General features: G+C 60.2%; 16 protein-coding genes and 1 tRNA gene. 5 read left to right on the top strand and 12 right to left on the bottom strand.

Translation table 11 applies throughout. The features are described 5' to 3' along the window. From nuoG to tpiA, 10 genes are all read right to left on the bottom strand, one after another. Window positions 1–2,355, bottom strand: a complete 2,355-nt coding sequence (gene nuoG / locus IE083_RS10405) for an NADH-quinone oxidoreductase subunit NuoG (protein WP_189353534.1) — start codon at window positions 2,353–2,355, stop codon at window positions 1–3. Between the two features lie 3 nt (window positions 2,356–2,358). Then, window positions 2,359–3,654, bottom strand: coding sequence for an NADH-quinone oxidoreductase subunit NuoF (nuoF, locus tag IE083_RS10400; RefSeq protein WP_189353533.1), 1,296 nt, complete (start codon window positions 3,652–3,654; stop codon window positions 2,359–2,361). After that, window positions 3,654–4,154, bottom strand: coding sequence for an NADH-quinone oxidoreductase subunit NuoE (gene nuoE, locus IE083_RS10395; RefSeq protein WP_189353532.1), 501 nt, complete (start codon window positions 4,152–4,154; stop codon window positions 3,654–3,656). Before nuoE ends, nuoF begins: the two co-directional genes overlap by 1 nt. Beyond that, complete coding sequence (locus tag IE083_RS10390; protein WP_189353531.1) at window positions 4,154–5,407, bottom strand: NADH-quinone oxidoreductase subunit D; 1,254 nt, start codon at window positions 5,405–5,407, stop codon at window positions 4,154–4,156. Before IE083_RS10390 ends, nuoE begins: the two co-directional genes overlap by 1 nt. Then, window positions 5,400–5,993, bottom strand: a complete 594-nt coding sequence (locus IE083_RS10385) for an NADH-quinone oxidoreductase subunit C (RefSeq protein ID WP_189353530.1) — start codon at window positions 5,991–5,993, stop codon at window positions 5,400–5,402. Before IE083_RS10385 ends, IE083_RS10390 begins: the two co-directional genes overlap by 8 nt. 9 nt (window positions 5,994–6,002) lie before the next feature. Next, window positions 6,003–6,479, bottom strand: a complete 477-nt coding sequence (locus IE083_RS10380; RefSeq protein ID WP_047966924.1) for a NuoB/complex I 20 kDa subunit family protein — start codon at window positions 6,477–6,479, stop codon at window positions 6,003–6,005. Further along, on the bottom strand, window positions 6,470–6,826 hold the full coding sequence (locus IE083_RS10375; RefSeq protein WP_047966923.1) for an NADH-quinone oxidoreductase subunit A: 357 nt from the start codon (window positions 6,824–6,826) through the stop codon (window positions 6,470–6,472). Before IE083_RS10375 ends, IE083_RS10380 begins: the two co-directional genes overlap by 10 nt. Before the next feature lie 93 nt (window positions 6,827–6,919). Beyond that, window positions 6,920–7,005 (bottom strand) — tRNA-Leu (locus tag IE083_RS10370). A gap of 18 nt (window positions 7,006–7,023) precedes the next feature. Further along, entirely contained in the window at window positions 7,024–7,368 is a 345-nt protein-coding gene (gene secG, locus IE083_RS10365; protein ID WP_189353529.1) for a preprotein translocase subunit SecG, read from the bottom strand. 1 nt (window position 7,369) lies between these two features. Next, window positions 7,370–8,116, bottom strand: a complete 747-nt coding sequence (gene tpiA / locus IE083_RS10360; protein WP_189353559.1) for a triose-phosphate isomerase — start codon at window positions 8,114–8,116, stop codon at window positions 7,370–7,372. 146 nt (window positions 8,117–8,262) lie between these two features. On the opposite strand from tpiA, the gene pstS reads away from it, so the two are divergent. The 5 genes from pstS to IE083_RS10335 all read left to right on the top strand — a co-directional run bounded on the left by pstS (window position 8,263) and on the right by IE083_RS10335 (window position 13,717). Continuing rightward, window positions 8,263–9,300, top strand: a complete 1,038-nt coding sequence (gene pstS, locus IE083_RS10355; protein ID WP_189353528.1) for a phosphate ABC transporter substrate-binding protein PstS — start codon at window positions 8,263–8,265, stop codon at window positions 9,298–9,300. Between the two features lie 76 nt (window positions 9,301–9,376). Further along, window positions 9,377–10,339: a phosphate ABC transporter permease subunit PstC gene (gene pstC / locus IE083_RS10350; RefSeq protein ID WP_189353527.1), complete on the top strand. Its 963-nt coding sequence runs from the start codon at window positions 9,377–9,379 to the stop codon at window positions 10,337–10,339. Between the two features lie 56 nt (window positions 10,340–10,395). Beyond that, on the top strand, window positions 10,396–11,268 hold the full coding sequence (gene pstA, locus IE083_RS10345; protein WP_189353526.1) for a phosphate ABC transporter permease PstA: 873 nt from the start codon (window positions 10,396–10,398) through the stop codon (window positions 11,266–11,268). Window positions 11,269–11,281: 13 nt separating this feature from the next. Continuing rightward, the gene (gene pstB, locus IE083_RS10340; RefSeq protein ID WP_189353525.1) at window positions 11,282–12,046 is read left to right on the top strand and encodes a phosphate ABC transporter ATP-binding protein PstB; all 765 of its coding nucleotides are present in this window, start codon (window positions 11,282–11,284) and stop codon (window positions 12,044–12,046) included. 222 nt (window positions 12,047–12,268) lie between these two features. Continuing rightward, a complete protein-coding gene (locus IE083_RS10335; RefSeq protein WP_189353524.1) occupies window positions 12,269–13,717 on the top strand; it encodes an inorganic phosphate transporter in 1,449 nt (482 codons plus the stop codon). An 80-nt stretch (window positions 13,718–13,797) separates the two neighbouring features. Here IE083_RS10335 and recG read toward each other — a convergent pair whose 3' ends face one another. Both recG and IE083_RS10325 read right to left on the bottom strand, forming a co-directional pair. After that, window positions 13,798–15,846: an ATP-dependent DNA helicase RecG gene (gene recG / locus IE083_RS10330; protein WP_189353523.1), complete on the bottom strand. Its 2,049-nt coding sequence runs from the start codon at window positions 15,844–15,846 to the stop codon at window positions 13,798–13,800. 88 nt (window positions 15,847–15,934) lie between these two features. After that, window positions 15,935–16,366, bottom strand: a complete 432-nt coding sequence (locus IE083_RS10325; protein ID WP_189353522.1) for a DUF2147 domain-containing protein — start codon at window positions 16,364–16,366, stop codon at window positions 15,935–15,937. Window positions 16,367–16,618 lie beyond the last annotated feature (252 nt).

Here is a 16,618-nt window from a genome sequence, read left to right as displayed (position 1 = left end):
TTATCCTCGCTTGATCTGAATCGGTTCGAACAGACCACCCAGTGCCTGCGTTGCCGGATGGGCAGCAGCGACACGGACCGCACCGGTAGCAACGGCAGCGTCGGCCACCAGTTGCAGGCGGACTTCGGCCTCTCCCTGGCTGACGATGGCAGGCTGACCTGCCGCCAGACCCAGTTTGGCGATGTCTTGCGGATTGAGGGCAATCACGGGTACCGCGGCATCTGCAGTCTTCTGCAGCGATACGGCACGGCGGCAGATGGCATCGGCCTGGTACATTGGCACTTCACCAACACGCACCAGCGCGTCGCCGGCGGCAACGTTGGCCGCAATACTGGCCAGTTGGTTATTCAGTGCCGCGGCGATGTCGCCATGCGCCAGCAGTTCGGCGCGCACATCTTCCGCGCTGTTGAAATCGAAACCGGACAGGTTGAGCATGTTGCCCAGCACGCGCAGTACTTTCCAGGCCGGGCGGGTTTCACCCAGTGGACGTACCACGCCGTTGAACGGCTGCAGCCTGCCTTCCATGTTGACGAAGGAACCGGCCGTTTCGGAGAACGGCGCGATCGGCAGCAGCACGTCGGCGTAGTCCAGCAGCGACTCACCCTTGAATGCGGTCAGGGCAATTACGGTGGCGGCCTGCTTCATCGCGGCAACGGCCTGGCTGCTGTTGTAGGCATCGGCCTCGATCTCGCTGTTGAGCAGCAGGTAAGCCTTGCGCGGCGCGGCCAGCATCTCGCTGGCTCCGATACCGGCAGTGACCGCCTTGCCCATCGGCCCGCGTTGCGGGTTGGCACCGGCGATGTCGGCACCCACGCTGTTGGCGGCTTCGGCAGCGATACCGAAACGGGCACCTGTCACGCGGCCGATTTCCTGGGCCAGCGACAGCAACTCGGCAAACGCCGGGTGGTGTTGTGCCACGTTACCCAGTACCACGGCGGCGGATTCGGCCGCACACAGGCTGTCGGCAATCGCGCGCGCTTCGGCGCTAACGTTGGCCGCAGACAGGTCCAGCGCAGTCGATGCGGACTTGATTTCCACTGCGGCCTTCAGCACCTGGGCCAGCGCATTGACCAGCGCCAGCGGCGACACGATCAGCTTGCCGTTGATACGGGTCAGCAGGTCATCGTCGCTGGTATGGATCACATTCAGTGCCATACCCTTCTTGACCGCCTGGCGCAGGCGCGATGCCAGCAGTGGCTGCTCCTTGCGCTGGGTGGAACCCACTACCAGTACCGATTTGGCAGCCAGCAACTCGATGATGCTGGAGCCCAGCCACAGCGCCCCTTGCTGCGCAACGGCGACACGCTTGTCACTGCGGCGCAGTGCGGCATCGATATTGTTTACACCAAAGCTGCGCGCCAGCTTTTGTGCCAGATACAGTTCTTCGGTGGTGCTGTGCGGGCTGGCCAGGAAACCGATGGCGTCCTTGCCATAGTCTTTGGCCACGCCGTTGAGGCCCTTGACCACGTATTCCAGTGCGGTCTGCCAGTCGGTTTCGTGCCACTTGCCGTCAAACTTGATCATCGGCTTTTGCAGGCGCTCGACGCTGTTCAGACCTTCATACGAGAAGCGGTCGCGGTCAGCGATCCAGCACTCGTTGATGTCTTCGTTTTCCAGCGGCAGGACACGCATTACCTGGTTCTGCTTGACCTGAACAATCAGGTTGCTGCCCAGACCATCATGCGGGCTGACCGACTTGCGGCGCGACAGCTCCCAGGCACGGGTACTGTAACGGAACGGCTTGGAAGTCAGTGCACCCACCGGGCACAGGTCGATGACGTTGCCGGAGATTTCCGAATTCACGGTCTTGCCGAGGAAGGGCAGGATTTCCGAGAACTCGCTGCGGTTGGCCATCCCGATTTCCTGGAAGCCACCGATCTCTTCGGTAAAGCGCACGCAGCGGGTGCAATGGATGCAGCGGCTCATTTCCTCGGCGGAAACCAGCGGCCCCATGTCCTTGCCGACCACCGCACGCTTTTCTTCCTGGTAGCGGGAGGAGGAGTTGCCGTAACCCACGGCCAGATCCTGCAGCTGGCATTCGCCGCCTTGATCGCAGATCGGGCAATCCAGCGGGTGGTTGATCAGCAGGAACTCCATCACCCCGGCCTGTGCCTTCTTCGCCAGCGGCGAGGCAGTATGCACTTTCATGCCGTCGGTAACCGGCGTGGCACAGGCCGGCAAAGGCTTGGGCGCCTTTTCCACTTCCACCAGGCACATGCGACAGTTGGCCGCAATGGACAGTTTCTTGTGGTAGCAGAAGTGGGGAATATGCGTACCAGCGGTGTGGGCTGCATCCATGATGGTGCTGCCCTGGTTGACCGTCAGTTTTTTTCCGTCGATTTCGATTTCAAGCATCGCTCAACACCATTTGTGATCCACCAAGGGCTTCTTGTGCTTAATGAGATATTCAAACTCATTGCGGAAGTGCTTGGTGAAACTACGAACAGGGAACACGGCTGCGTCAGCCAAGGCGCAAACCGTGCGGCCCGCCATATTGTTCCCGACAGATTCCAACAGCTCCAGATCGCCGTCACGGCCTTCGCCATTGGCGATGCGATGGATCACCTTGTACAGCCAGCCGGTGCCTTCACGGCATGGCGTGCACTGGCCGCAGGACTCTTCGTGATAGAAGTAGGCCAGTCGCTCCAGCGCCCTGACCATGCATACGTCGTCGTTCATCACGATGACCGCACCGGAACCCAGCATCGAACCGGCCTTGGAAATACTGTCGTAATCCATGGTCAGCTCCATCATCACCTCACCCGGCAGCACCGGTGCCGACGAACCACCCGGAATCACTGCCTTGAGCTTCTTGCCGTCCTTCATGCCGCCGGCCATTTCCAGCAGCGTGGCGAACGGAGTACCCAGCGGAATCTCGTAGTTGCCGGGGCGGTTGACATGGCCAGAAACGGAGAACAGCTTGGTACCACCGTTGTTCGGCTTGCCCGCCTCGAGAAACTTCTGTGCGCCGTCACGGATGATGAACGGCACGGAGGCGAAGGACTCGGTGTTGTTGATGGTGGTCGGTTTGCCGTACAGGCCGAAGCTGGCCGGGAACGGCGGCTTGAAGCGCGGCTGGCCTTTCTTGCCTTCCAGCGATTCCAGCAGCGCGGTTTCTTCGCCGCAGATGTAGGCGCCGTAGCCGTGGTGTGCGAACAGGTCGAAGCTGAAGTCGGTGCCGAGAATGTTCTGCCCCAGCAGACCGGCCTTGCGCGCCTCGTCCAGCGCCTCTTCGAACAGCTCGTAGGCCTCGAATATTTCACCGTGGATATAGTTGTAGCCCGCCTTGGCACTCATCGCGTAACCGGCAATGATCATGCCCTCGATCAGTGCGTGCGGATTGTAGCGGATGATGTCGCGATCCTTGAACGTGCCGGGCTCACCCTCGTCGGTGTTACAGACCACATACTTGTCACCGGGGAAGGAGCGCGGCATGAAGCTCCACTTCAGGCCGGTCGGAAAACCGGCGCCACCGCGGCCACGCAGGCCGGAGTTCTTCACTTCGGCGATCACGTCTTCCTGGGGAATCTTGCTATCAAGAATCTTCTTGAGGGCCTGATAGCCACCGCGAGCCATATAGGCCTCGAGGCGCCAGCAGTCCGGAGCGGCGGTGTCCACGCCCTCGAAAATCACGCCATTGACGAAAACTGCCATTATTCCAACTCCGCCAGTTTCTTATCGATAGCTTCGCGTGTCATGAAGCTGCACATTTTATGGTTGTTCACCAGCAGTACCGGCGCGTCACCACAGGCGCCCATGCACTCCCCTTCCAGCAGGGTGAACTTGCCGTCGGCAGTGGTTTCACCGATGCCGATACCCAGTTTCTCCCCGATGTAGTGGGCTGTATTGACGCCACCACGCAAGGCACAAGGCAGGTTGGTGCAGACTGTCAGCTTGTACTTGCCGACAGGCTTCATATCATACATATTGTAAAATGTTGCAACCTCATAAGCTGCCACCGGCGGGATGCCGACATAATTGGCAACAAACTCGATCACTTCGGCATTGAGACAGCGCGCCTCCGGCGTGACACCGGTTTCACGACGCTCGGTCAGGGCAATGCGCAAGGCACCCATGATGGCAGACCGGAACTGGTCGGCAGGATACTTGGCAAGCTCACGGTCAATTTTTGCAAGCGATTCTGCGGATAACATCAGCGGTCGATCTCCCCAAATACCACGTCCTGAGTACCAATGATGGCGACAACGTCGGCAATCATGTGGCCACGAGACATTTCATCCAGACTGGCCAGATGGGCATAGCCTGGCGCACGGATTTTCAGACGGTAAGGTTTGTTGGCGCCATCGGAAACCAGATAGATGCCGAACTCGCCTTTCGGATGTTCTACAGCAGCATAGGCCTCGCCCTCAGCCACATGCATGCCTTCGGTGAAGAGTTTGAAATGGTGGATCAACTCCTCCATATTGCTCTTCATGTCTTCACGGCTAGGCGGGGCAAACTTGTGATTATCGGTAATGACCGGACCGGGATTGGCCTTCAGCCACTTTACACACTGCCGGATGATGCGGTTGGACTGGCGCATTTCTTCCATGCGTACCAGATACCGGTCATAACAATCGCCGGTAACGCCGACAGGAATATCGAACTCCATGCGGTCGTACACGTCATACGGCTGCATCTTGCGCAAGTCCCAGGCGATGCCGGAACCACGCAGCATCGGGCCGGTCATCCCCAGATTCTTGGCACGTTCCGGGGTCACTACGCCGATACCGACCGTACGCTGCTTCCAGATGCGGTTATCCGTCAGCAGGGTCTCGTAGTCATCGACACAGGCCGGGAAGCGGTTGGTGAAGTCTTCGATGAAATCGAGCATCGAGCCCTTGCGGGTTTCGTTCAGGCGCGCGATTTCCTTGGCGTTGCGGATCTTGGAAGCCTTGTACTGCGGCATGCTGTCCGGCAGGTCGCGATAGACACCGCCCGGACGGAAGTAGGCCGCGTGCAGACGGGCACCGGAAACCGCCTCGTAGCAGTCCATCAGGTCCTCGCGTTCGCGGAACGCGTACAGGAACATGGTCATCGCGCCGATGTCGATGGAGTGCGCACCGATCCATAGCAGATGATTAAGGATACGGGTGATTTCGGCAAACATCACGCGGATGTACTGGGCACGTTCCGGCACGTCGATACCGGCCAGCTTTTCGATCGCCAGGCAGTAGGCATGCTCGTTGCACATCATCGACACGTAGTCGAGACGGTCCATGTATGGCAACGACTGGATAAAGGTCTTGCTTTCGGCCAGCTTCTCGGTGCCGCGATGCAGCAGGCCAATATGCGGATCGGCACGCTGCACCACCTCGCCATCCAGCTCCAGCACCAGGCGCAATACGCCGTGCGCGGCCGGGTGCTGCGGACCGAAGTTCAGGGTGTAGTTACGGATATCAGCCACCGTAGTTCTCCTCGCGAATGATGCGTGGCGTAATCTCACGCGGTTCGATGGTGACCGGCTGGTAGATCACGCGCTGCTGAACTGCGTCGTAACGCATCTCGACATGGCCGGATAGCGGGAAGTCCTTGCGGAACGGGTGACCGACAAAACCGTAGTCGGTAAGGATGCGGCGAAGGTCCGGATGACCTTCGAAGATGATGCCGAACAGGTCGAATGCTTCGCGCTCGAACCAGTTGGCCGTATTCCAGATTTCCACCACGCTGGGCACGACCGGGAAATCGTCATCCTCGGCAAATACGCGCACACGCAGGCGCACGTTGTGCACGAGGGACAGCAAATGATAGACCACTGCAAAACGCGGGCCGTCTTGTGGTTGGTCTTGGTAGGTGCTGTAGTCCATGCCGCAGACGTCGATACACTGTTCGAACGCCAACTCTGGGTGATCGCGCAATGTGGTCATTGCTTCGGTCACGTTCACGGATTTACAGACGATAGTCAGCTCACCGAGCGCAATCTTGGCCGATACAACCTTGCTGCCAAGCACACGCTCTACCGCCGACTTGAGCACTTCCATTCTGGATGCCATGGTTTAACCTCAGCGGGCGATAGTATTGGTACGCTTGATCTTGTTCTGCAGCTGGATGATGCCGTAAAGCAACGCCTCTGCAGTCGGCGGACAGCCCGGCACATAAACATCAACCGGAACAATACGATCACAGCCGCGAACGACAGAATAAGAGTAGTGATAGTAGCCGCCGCCATTGGCACAGGAGCCCATGGAAATTACCCAGCGTGGCTCGGCCATCTGGTCGTACACCTTGCGCAGGGCCGGAGCCATCTTGTTGCACAGGGTACCGGCGACAATCATCAGGTCGGACTGACGTGGACTGGGACGGAACACGATACCGAAACGGTCGAGGTCATAACGGGCAGCACCCGCATGCATCATCTCCACCGCACAGCAGGCCAGACCGAAGGTCATCGGCCACAGGGAACCAGTACGGGTCCAGTTAATGAGCTTGTCAGCCGTCGTGGTGACAAAGCCCTTTTCAAGAACGCCTTCTACTCCCATTCCAGAGCTCCCTTTTTCCACATGTAGACGAAACCGATGGTCAGCACCGTAATGAACTCAATCATGACGCCAAAGCCATACATGCCCAGTTCTTTGAGCACAACCGCCCACGGAAAGAGAAAGGCAATTTCCAGATCGAAGAGAATGAAAAGAATGGCGACCAGGTAATACCGGACGTCAAACTTCATACGCGCATCTTCAAATGCTTCGAAGCCGCATTCGTATGGAGAAAGCTTTTCAGGATCAGGACGATTCGGGGCCAACAGCCACCCCAGAAGCAATGGACCGACGCCAACCAGCAGGCCGACGACAACGAACATCAGAATGGGAAAGTAATTTTGCAGCATTTCCCGCGCACCTCTAAAAGAAAGGAGGTCAAAGACCTCCTTGGCTCCAAGTAAAACAGGCCACCGGTTTCCCGATGGCCTGCTTTTTGAATGTGGTGCCGACAGTGAGACTCGAACTCACACAGCCTATGGCCACTACCCCCTCAAGATAGCGTGTCTACCAATTTCACCATGTCGGCACTATACAAACTCGATTTTTACTCTGGAATCACAGAACCAGAGGCCTTGCTCTTATCAGCGTCGCTCGGGAGTGGCGATGCAGACTGGCTGGAAACCCCACTCATCACGCCCAATTCCGTCTTGGCCGAGGAATGAAAGAAACCAATAACCATCAAGGACGAAAAGAATACGACTGCCGCAATCGCAGTAGCCCTACTCAGAAAATTTGCGGAACCGGTGGCACCAAACAGACTACCCGATGCACCACTACCGAAAGCCGCACCCATATCCGCACCCTTGCCATGCTGCATCAGGACAAGAATGATGATTGCCAGCGCAGAAACCAGCATGGCAACGAGTGCTAATGTATTCAGAAGTTCCATACTATACCGTTTTTTTAGCAGCCTGGCAAATTCGCCCAAAGTTATCGACATCCAGAGATGCCCCGCCAACCAAGGCGCCATCGACACTCTGCAGCGCAAAAATCGCCTCTGCATTGTCGGCCTTGACGCTGCCTCCATAGAGGACGCGAATACTACCAGAAGCACCATGGCATTGCAACAAAGCCTCCCGGATATATTGGTGCATATCGTCGATCTGCTCGATACTGGCAACCCTTCCGGTACCGATCGCCCATACCGGCTCATACGCCACCACGCAGTCATAGCCGGCCAGCGCGCCCAGTACCGCCAACTGCCCGGCAATCACCGCCTTATAGGTACCGGCTTCGCGCTCGGCCAGCGTTTCGCCTACGCAATAGACGGGAATCAGGCCGGCAGCGACGGCGGCCTGCAGCTTGCGCGCCAGCAAGTCGTGACCTTCGGCAAAATACTGGCGGCGCTCGGAGTGGCCGATCAGCACATAGCGACAGCCGACATCGGCCAGCATCGCACCACTGACCTCGCCAGTGTAGGCACCATCCTTGTCAAAGGCGCTGACATCCTGTGCCGCCAGCGCAATATTGCTGCCAGCCAGCAGCGCAGCAGCCTGCCCAAGGTAGGCAAACGGCGGCGCTACCGCCACCCGGGCCGCCTGCACGGCCGCATCGGCCTGCAGCGCCTCGATCAGCACAAGGTTGGCCGCAAGCCGCCCGTTCATCTTCCAGTTGCCGATTACCAGTTTGCCAGTCATGCCGAATACCCTGAGTGCTGTTTTTAATGGGCAAATTATATCAGCGGGTACTACATTACTGTGCATGGTCATGACTGTAATATTTCTGCAAAGAGCCTCCCTTAGGATGCCTGCATCGAAACCAGTCGTGAACTCTAGGAGCAAGCATGAAACATTCTATTCGTTGGGCCGCCACGCTGGTGGTTTCCGGTTTTGTTGCAAGCAATGCGTTTGCGGCCGACATCACCGGGGCTGGCGCCACCTTCCCGTACCCGCTGTACGCCAAATGGGCCGAGGCTTACAAGGCCAAGACCAACAACAACATGAATTACCAGTCCATCGGTTCCGGTGGTGGTATCAAGCAGATCCAGTCGAAGACCGTTGATTTCGGTGCTTCCGACATGCCGCTGAAGCCGGAGGATCTGGACAAACACGGCCTGACCCAGTTCCCGACCGTGATCGGCGGCGTGGTGCCGGTCGTTAACGTACCGGGCATCGGTGCCGGTCAACTGAAGCTGTCCGGTCCGCTGTTGGCCGAGATCTACCTTGGCAAGGTCGCCAACTGGAACGATGCCGCCATCGGCAAGCTGAACCCGGGCGTGAAGCTGCCGGACCAGAAAATCACCGTGGTACGCCGCTCCGACGGCTCCGGCACCACCTTCATCTTCACCAATTACCTGTCCAAGGTTTCGCCGGAGTGGAAATCCGCCATCGGCGAGAGCACCGCAGTGAACTGGAAAACCGGCGTCGGCGGCAAGGGCAATGAAGGCGTGGCCAACTATGTAACCCGTATCAAGGGTTCCATCGGTTATGTGGAATATGCCTACGCCAAGCAGAACAAGATTGCACATGCCCAGGTACAGAATGCCGCCGGCACGTTCGTCAATCCGGATGACCTGACATTCAAGGCCGCTGCAGCCAACGCTGACTGGACCAAGGCCCCCGGCTTCTACCTGATCCTGACCAACCAGCCCGGCAAGGACAGCTGGCCGATCTCCGGCGCCACCTTCATCCTGATGCACAAGAAGCAGGACAAGCCGGAGCAGGCACAGGAAGCACTGAAATTCTTCGACTGGGCCTACAGCAACGGCGACAACACCGCCACCCAGATGGATTACGTGCCGATGCCGGCCAATGTGAAGACGGTAATCCGCAACAGCTGGAAGCAGATCACCGCCACCTCCGGCTCCCCGGTCTGGAAGTAAGCTGCTGCAAGACTGAAGTACAAGCCGGGGAGGACCTCCTCGGCTTTTTGTCTGCCAATCAGACCAAGAGATTTTCATGGAAAAACTAAGCAACGGCGCCAACCTGAAACGCCAGATGATGCTGGATTCGCTGTTCCGCTTGACCACCCGGGTCTTTGCCTTCCTGGTGCTAGCCCTGCTGGTCGGCATCCTGATTTCACTTGTCATCGGCGCCATGCCCAGCATCCGGCACTTTGGCTGGGGCTTTCTGACCAGTACCGAATGGGATCCGGTATCAGAAAACTATGGCGCGGTGGTGCCGATTTTCGGCACCCTGGTGACCTCTTTTATCGCGTTGCTGATCGGAGTCCCGGTCAGCTTCGGCATTGCCATTTTCCTGACCGAGATCTGCCCGCCGCTGCTGAAGCGGCCACTGGGCATCGCGGTGGAGCTGCTGGCCGGCATCCCGTCCATCATTTACGGCATGTGGGGCCTGTTCGTATTCGCGCCGCTGTTCGGCGATCACGTGCAGCCGTGGATCATGGAAAATCTTGGTGAATGGCCACTGGTCGGCTTCCTGTTCCAGGGTGCGCCGATGGGCATCGGCATCTTCACCGCCGGCCTGATCCTGGCGATCATGGTGATTCCGTTCATTGCCTCGGTGATGCGCGACGTGTTCGAGGTGGTGCCACCAATGCTGAAGGAATCAGCCTACGGCCTGGGCGGCACGACCTGGGAGGTGATCCGCAACGTGGTACTGCCCTACACCAAGACCGGCGTCATCGGTGGCATCATGCTGGGGCTGGGCCGTGCGCTGGGCGAGACCATGGCGGTCACCTTCGTGATCGGCAACTCCACCAACCTGTCCACCAGCCTGTTCGATGCCGGCAACTCGATTGCCTCGGCCCTGGCCAACGAGTTCGCCGAAGCCACCGGCGAATTCCACATGGCGGCGCTGATCGAACTCGGCCTGATCCTGTTTTTCATCACCTTTGTCGTACTGTCCTGCTCCAAGTTGCTGCTGCTGCAACTGAAGAAGCAGGAAGGCCGTAATTCCTGAGCGGGAGCATGATGACTACTACCTTGACCGCCCGTTCGTCCAATACGGATCGCACCATGTCGGCACACCCAAGCAAATACTCGCGCAACAATGCCATCTACGCCCGGCGCCGTTTCGTCAACGGCTTCAACATGACCGCCTCGCTGCTGGCGATGGGGTTCGGCCTGTTCTGGTTGGCGTGGATCCTGTACACCTTGCTCGCCCATGGCCTTGCCGGCATGAATGTGGACGTGTTCACCAGAATCACGCCACCGCCCGGCTCCGAGGGCGGCCTGATCAACGCCATCGCCGGCTCGCTGAAAATGACCTTCTTCGGCACCCTGCTCGGCACCCCGATCGGCATTCTCGCCGGCGTGTACCTGGCAGAATTCGGCGAGCGCGGCTGGCTGGCGCCAGCCACCCGCTTCATCAACGACATCCTGCTGTCGGCGCCGTCCATCGTCATCGGCCTGTTCATCTACGAGATGTACGTGGTGACCATGGGCCACTTCTCCGGCTGGGCCGGCGCGCTGGCGCTGTCGCTGCTGGTGATTCCGGTAGTGGTGCGCACCACCGAGAGCATGCTGCGCCTGGTGCCGAACAGCCTGCGCGAAGCGGCGATCGCCCTCGGCGCACCGCAGTGGAAGGTGACCATGTACGTGACGCTGCGCTCGGCCAAGGCCGGCGTGATTACCGGCATCCTGCTGGCGGTGGCACGCATTTCCGGCGAAACCGCACCGCTGCTGTTCACCGCGCTGAACAACCAGTTCTGGAGCGGCATGAACCAGCCAATGGCCAACCTGCCGATCGTGATCTTCCAGTTCGCGATGAGCCCGTACGAAGACTGGCACGCACTGGCCTGGGCCGGCGCACTGCTGATCACGCTCAGCGTACTGACCCTGAACATTATTGCCCGCTGGCTGGGCCGTCAGAAAACCCAATCTCATTAAGGCTTGACGCACCATGACTGAACAAGCAATCAAGCTCAAGGTAAAAGACCTGAACTTTTACTACGGCAACTTCCTCGCGCTGAAGAAGGTCAACCTCGACATCCCGGCCGGCAAGGTCACCGCCTTCATCGGCCCGTCCGGCTGCGGCAAATCGACGCTGTTGCGCACCTTCAACCGCATGTTCGAGCTGTATCCCGGCATGCGCGCCGAAGGCGAGATTCTGCTCGACAACCAGAACATCCTCACCAAGTCGGTCGACGTGAACATGCTGCGCGCCAGTGTCGGCATGGTGTTCCAGAAGCCGACACCGTTCCCGATGTCGATCTACGACAACATCACCTTCGGCGTGAAACTGTACGAAAACCTGTCGCGCAGCGAAATGGACGATCGCGTGGAATGGGCGCTGCGCAAGGCGGCGCTGTGGAATGAGGTGAAGGACAAGCTGAAGCAGTCCGGAAACTCACTGTCCGGCGGCCAGCAACAGCGCCTGTGCATCGCCCGCGGCGTCGCCACCCGCCCGGAAGTGCTGCTACTGGACGAGCCAACCTCGGCTCTGGACCCGATCTCCACCGCGCACATCGAAGAACTGATCCACGAACTGAAACAGGACTACACCATTGCCATCGTCACCCACAACATGCAGCAGGCGGCCCGGGTCTCCGACTACACCGCCTACATGTACCTGGGCGAGCTGATGGAATTTGGCGCCACCGACGATATCTTCACTGCGCCCAGGCGCAAGGAGACCGAAGACTACATCACCGGTAAATTCGGCTAAATATTACTGTTTTATTACAGCCCGGAAATGCCTCCAGAACGGAGGCATTTTTCTTTTCAAATCAGCAAATTAGCCATATCCAAAATACAACACTGTCAAGCCGGAAACCCATACCTTTGGCACATTTCAAACGCGCCGCAAAAAGATTGTTACAAGCGCTTGACGTGTCATCTTGCAACCCCAAGAATCCCGCCTTTCTGATAACGCCTTACACATCAAATCATGCTGGAACTTCTTTCGGGACTGGACACATCGCTCGCGATCACGCTGGTACTATCGGTCACCTTCGTACTCGCCTTTGAATTCATCAACGGCTTCCATGACACCGCCAACGCCGTGGCAACCGTCATCTACACCCAGTCGATGAAACCGCAGACCGCCGTGCTGCTGTCCGGCCTTTTCAACTTCCTCGGCGTGTTCTTTGGCGGCCTGGCCGTGGCCTACGCCATCGTCAACCTGATCCCGACCGAGCTGCTGCTCAACATCCAGTCCGTGCAAGGCATGGTGATGGTGTTCGCATTGCTGGCCTCGGCCATCGTGTGGAACCTCGGCACCTGGTACTTCGGCATCCCGGCATCCAGCTCGCACACCCTGATCGGCGCCATCCTCGGCGTCGGCATCGGCAACGCGCTGCTCACCGGCGAATCGATCGGCAGCGGCATCAACTGGAGCAAGGCCATCGACGTGTTCCTGTCGCTGTTCGTGTCGCCGCTGTTTGGTGCCGGTCTGGCCGGCCTGATGCTGTTCGCGTTGCTGAAGGCACGCCCGCTGTCCAACATCCACAAGTCGCCGTTCCAGCGCCAGCAGATCGAGGGCCGCAAGCACCCGCCGTTCTGGGCGCGCTTCATGCTGATCGTGTCGTCGATGGGCATGAGCTTCACCCATGGCTCCAACGACGGCCAGAAAGGTGTCGGCCTGGTGATGCTGGTACTGATCGCGCTGGCACCGGCGCAGTTCGTGGTCAATCTGGATGCCGAGCCGCTGCAGATCGAGCACACCAAGATCGCCGCGGTGCAGCTCAAGGAGATGTACCAGCGCAACCAGATCATCATCGACGCCAAGTACCCGGCAAACGGCAATCACACCTGCGGCGTGTCCAAGGTGGTGGAGGAAAGTGGCGTACTGCTGAGCACCATCGGCGATGCCAAGTCCTTGCAGCAGTTGCCGGAGGCCGCGCGCTGGGATGTCCGCACCCAGCTGATCTGTCTTGGCGATGCCGCGAAGAAAATCGGCAAGGTTGCCGGCATCAGCGACGTAGACAAGAAGCAGCTCAAGGGTATCCAGAAGGATCTGTCCGCAACCACCGAGTATGCACCGAGCTGGGTGATCGTCGCAGTGGCACTGGCCATCGGCATGGGCACCATGATCGGCTGGAAGCGCGTGGTGCATACCGTGGGCGAAAAAATCGGCAAGGAAGACATGACTTATGCGCAGGGGATGGCGGCACAGACCATGTCTGCGGCGTCCATCGGCCTTGCCAGCCTGATCGGTGCACCGGTATCGACCACCCAGATCCTTTCCAGCGCGGTGGCGGGTACCATGCTGGTGAACAAGGCCGGCATCCACTTCTCGACCGTGAAAACCATTGCCCTGACCTGGATACTGACCCTGCCGGTAAGCATGGGTCTGGCCATCGGCCTGTACTACACTGGTGTGAAGTTGTTCACGTAAGCGCGACTGCGCAAATGGCAAGGGCTGCCCGCGGGCAGCCCTTTTTCATACCGTGAAGGTTGGCCGCATGCGGCCAACCTTCACGCCTTCAGGAAGTGTTCGCGGCCTGCCAGCCAGCGCGCCAGATGTGCCTGCGCATATTGCGGCCAACGTTGCAGCAGCTGCGGTGCCAGCTCGCGCGCGGCCTCCAGCAGCTCGATATCGGCCTCCAGATCGGCAAAGCGCAGCATCGGCAGGCCGCTCTGGCGGGCACCGAGGAATTCGCCAGGGCCGCGGATGTTCAGGTCCTGACGCGCAATTTCAAAGCCGTCGGTGTTCTCGTAGATCACCTTCAGCCGCGCCTTGGCCAGCTCCGACAGCGGCGTCTCGAATAGCAACACGCAGCTGCTCTTGGCCGCGCCCCGGCCGACGCGGCCGCGCAGCTGGTGCAGCTGCGCCAGGCCCATACGTTCGGCGTGCTCGATCACCATCAGGCTGGCATTGGGCACGTCGACACCGACCTCGATCACCGTGGTGGCCACCAGCAGCTGCAGCTCGTTGCGGATGAAGCGGGCCATCACCTCGGCCTTCTCGGCCGGTTTCATGCGCCCGTGCACCAGCCCGACGCCCCATTGCGGCAAATCCTCCACCAGCACCGCGTGGGTATCGACCGCCGTCTGCAGCTGCAGCGTTTCCGACTCCTCGATCAGCGGACACACCCAATACACCTGGTTACCCTCGCGGCAGGCCTTATCCACAAAGCGCACCACCTCGTCACGGCGTTCGGCGCTGATCAGCTTGGTGACGATGGGCGTGCGTCCCGGCGGCAGCTCGTCGATCACCGACACGTCGAGGTCGGCGTAGAAACTCATCGCCAGCGTGCGCGGGATCGGCGTCGCCGACATCATCAGCTGGTGCGGGGCGGCGCCCTTCTGCTGCAAGGCCAGCCGCTGGCCGACGCCGAAACGGTGCTGCTCGTCCACGATCACCAGGCCCAGCCGGCTGAAGGCAACGTCGTCCTGGAACAGCGCGTGGGTACCGACTGCCAGCCGCGCCGTGCCGCTGGCGATGCGGACGGCCATCTCGCCGCGCGCCTTCTTGCGCAGGCTGCCGGACAGCCACGCCACCTCGATACCCAGCGGTGCAAGCCAGGCGGCCAGCTTCACGTAGTGCTGCTCGGCCAGGATCTCGGTCGGCGCCATCAGCGCCACCTGGAAACCGGCCTCGATCGCCGCCAGTGCCGCCAGCGCCGCCACGATGGTCTTGCCGCTGCCGACATCGCCCTGCAGCAGGCGGTTCATCGGGTGCGGCAGCGCCAGATCGGCGACGATCTCGGCCAGCACCTTTTGCTGCGCACCGGTCAGCGCAAACGGCAGGTTGGCCGCAAGCCGCGCGCGCAGGCTGCCGTCGCCGGCGATCACCGGTGCACTACCCTGCCGCCGCGCGCGGTAGGCCAGCCGCATCGACAGCTGCTGCGCCAGCAGCTCGTCGAACTTCAGCCGTTGCCAGGCCGGCAGGTTGCCGTCGGTGAGCTGGGTGGCGGAGTACTCCGGCCCGGGACGGTGCAGCAGCTGCACCGCGTCGGCAAACGGCATCAGTCCCAGACGACGGCGGATGTCGTCCGGCAGCGTCTCCGGCATCGGCTGCGCCTTCAGTTCGGCGTGGATCAGGCGGCGCAGTACCGGCTGGGTCAGGCCGTTGACGGTGGGATAGACCGGGGTCAGGCTGTCGGCCAGCGGGTCGCCCTCATGCACCTCGCGCAGCTTCGGGTGCACCATCTCGTCGCCGAAGAAACCGCGCCGCACCTCGCCCAGCGCCCGCACGCGGCGGCCCCTGGCCAGCGCCTGCTGCGTGTTGGGGTAAAAGTGGATGAAGCGCAGCACCAACCTGCCGCTCTTGTCCTCGATCTGCGCCACCAGCTGCCGGCGCGGACGGAACTGTACCTCGCAGTTGGTGACCTCTCCCTCCACCAGCACCGCTTGGCCGTACGGCGCCTGGGCGATCGGGTAGAGGTGGGTCTCGTCCTCGTAGCGCAGCGGCAGGTGCAGCACCAGGTCGAAGCGGCGGCGGATGCCCAGCTTCTCCAGTTTCTTGGCGGTGGCGGGCGCGGCCAGTGGTGGCTGGCCGGCGATATCGGCAGGAGAGTTCATGACCGCATTGTACCCATGCAAAACGGGACAGCCCAAGCTGTCCCGTCGATTGCTGCCTGGTGCGGCCGCGATGGCCGCGGCGGCCGGCTTACTGGCGTTCCCAGGTCTGGGTGCGGCCCAGCAGCGCCATGCCGATGAAGCCGCGCACCTCCAGCTTCTTGCCGGCCTCGGCCAGCTTGGCCTTGGCGCTGTATACCTTGCCGGATTTCGGATCAAGAATCTTGCCGCCCTCCCAGCCGTCACCGCCTTTTTTCAGGCCGGTGAGGATGGTCATGCCCACCACCGGCTTGCCCTTCAGCGGGCCCTCGCACTTGTCGCAGACCGCGTCCGGATTGGCAAACAGCTTCACGATCTTGCCGGACAGCTCGCCACTGGCAGTCTCGCTGATTTCCACCAGTGCCTTGGCCTGCCTGGTTTCATCGTCGATGGTTTTCCAGGTACCGCCGGCACCGGCGGCCAGTGCCATATTGGTGCAGGCACCGATTGCCAGTGCTGCTGCCCATTTTGCCGCGCTGTTCATGTCATTTCTCCTCGTGTTGGTGTGGCCCGGCCCACTACTGCCAGATGGCAAAGAGCAGGAGCCTGGTCGCGTGCGGATCGATTCGTCGCACTGCAGGCCAGCAAGAAAACTAACAGTGGCTGTCACCAGCGTCAACGAAAACAAAACGATCGTTTGATTGCAGGGTTTATCTGTACCACAAATAGCCGCTGCGGATAGCGTCCGTCAAGGTGGTGTAAATTTCAGGGCCGAACTCCGGTCCGGTTTTCCAGG

The sequence above is a fragment of the Vogesella fluminis genome, assembly GCF_014652335.1.
Taxonomy (GTDB): domain Bacteria; phylum Pseudomonadota; class Gammaproteobacteria; order Burkholderiales; family Chromobacteriaceae; genus Vogesella; species Vogesella fluminis.
The sequence above is the reverse complement of the archived record's forward strand: the minus strand, read 5'-3'. Positions and strand labels throughout refer to the sequence as shown.

What these genes read in the sequence shown, in the direction of transcription:
- nuoG (WP_189353534.1), bottom strand. Translation starts at nt 2,355, where the DNA reads ATGCTTGAAATCGAAATCGACGGAAAAAAACTGACGGTCAACCAGGGC.
- nuoF (WP_189353533.1), bottom strand. Translation starts at nt 3,654, where the DNA reads ATGGCAGTTTTCGTCAATGGCGTGATTTTCGAGGGCGTGGACACCGCC.
- nuoE (WP_189353532.1), bottom strand. Translation starts at nt 4,154, where the DNA reads ATGTTATCCGCAGAATCGCTTGCAAAAATTGACCGTGAGCTTGCCAAG.
- IE083_RS10385 (WP_189353530.1), bottom strand. Translation starts at nt 5,993, where the DNA reads ATGGCATCCAGAATGGAAGTGCTCAAGTCGGCGGTAGAGCGTGTGCTT.
- IE083_RS10380 (WP_047966924.1), bottom strand. Translation starts at nt 6,479, where the DNA reads ATGGGAGTAGAAGGCGTTCTTGAAAAGGGCTTTGTCACCACGACGGCT.
- IE083_RS10375 (WP_047966923.1), bottom strand. Translation starts at nt 6,826, where the DNA reads ATGCTGCAAAATTACTTTCCCATTCTGATGTTCGTTGTCGTCGGCCTG.
- secG (WP_189353529.1), bottom strand. Translation starts at nt 7,368, where the DNA reads ATGGAACTTCTGAATACATTAGCACTCGTTGCCATGCTGGTTTCTGCG.
- tpiA (WP_189353559.1), bottom strand. Translation starts at nt 8,116, where the DNA reads ATGACTGGCAAACTGGTAATCGGCAACTGGAAGATGAACGGGCGGCTT.
- pstS (WP_189353528.1), top strand. Translation starts at nt 8,263, where the DNA reads ATGAAACATTCTATTCGTTGGGCCGCCACGCTGGTGGTTTCCGGTTTT.
- pstC (WP_189353527.1), top strand. Translation starts at nt 9,377, where the DNA reads ATGGAAAAACTAAGCAACGGCGCCAACCTGAAACGCCAGATGATGCTG.
- pstA (WP_189353526.1), top strand. Translation starts at nt 10,396, where the DNA reads ATGTCGGCACACCCAAGCAAATACTCGCGCAACAATGCCATCTACGCC.
- pstB (WP_189353525.1), top strand. Translation starts at nt 11,282, where the DNA reads ATGACTGAACAAGCAATCAAGCTCAAGGTAAAAGACCTGAACTTTTAC.
- IE083_RS10335 (WP_189353524.1), top strand. Translation starts at nt 12,269, where the DNA reads ATGCTGGAACTTCTTTCGGGACTGGACACATCGCTCGCGATCACGCTG.
- recG (WP_189353523.1), bottom strand. Translation starts at nt 15,846, where the DNA reads ATGAACTCTCCTGCCGATATCGCCGGCCAGCCACCACTGGCCGCGCCC.
- IE083_RS10325 (WP_189353522.1), bottom strand. Translation starts at nt 16,366, where the DNA reads ATGAACAGCGCGGCAAAATGGGCAGCAGCACTGGCAATCGGTGCCTGC.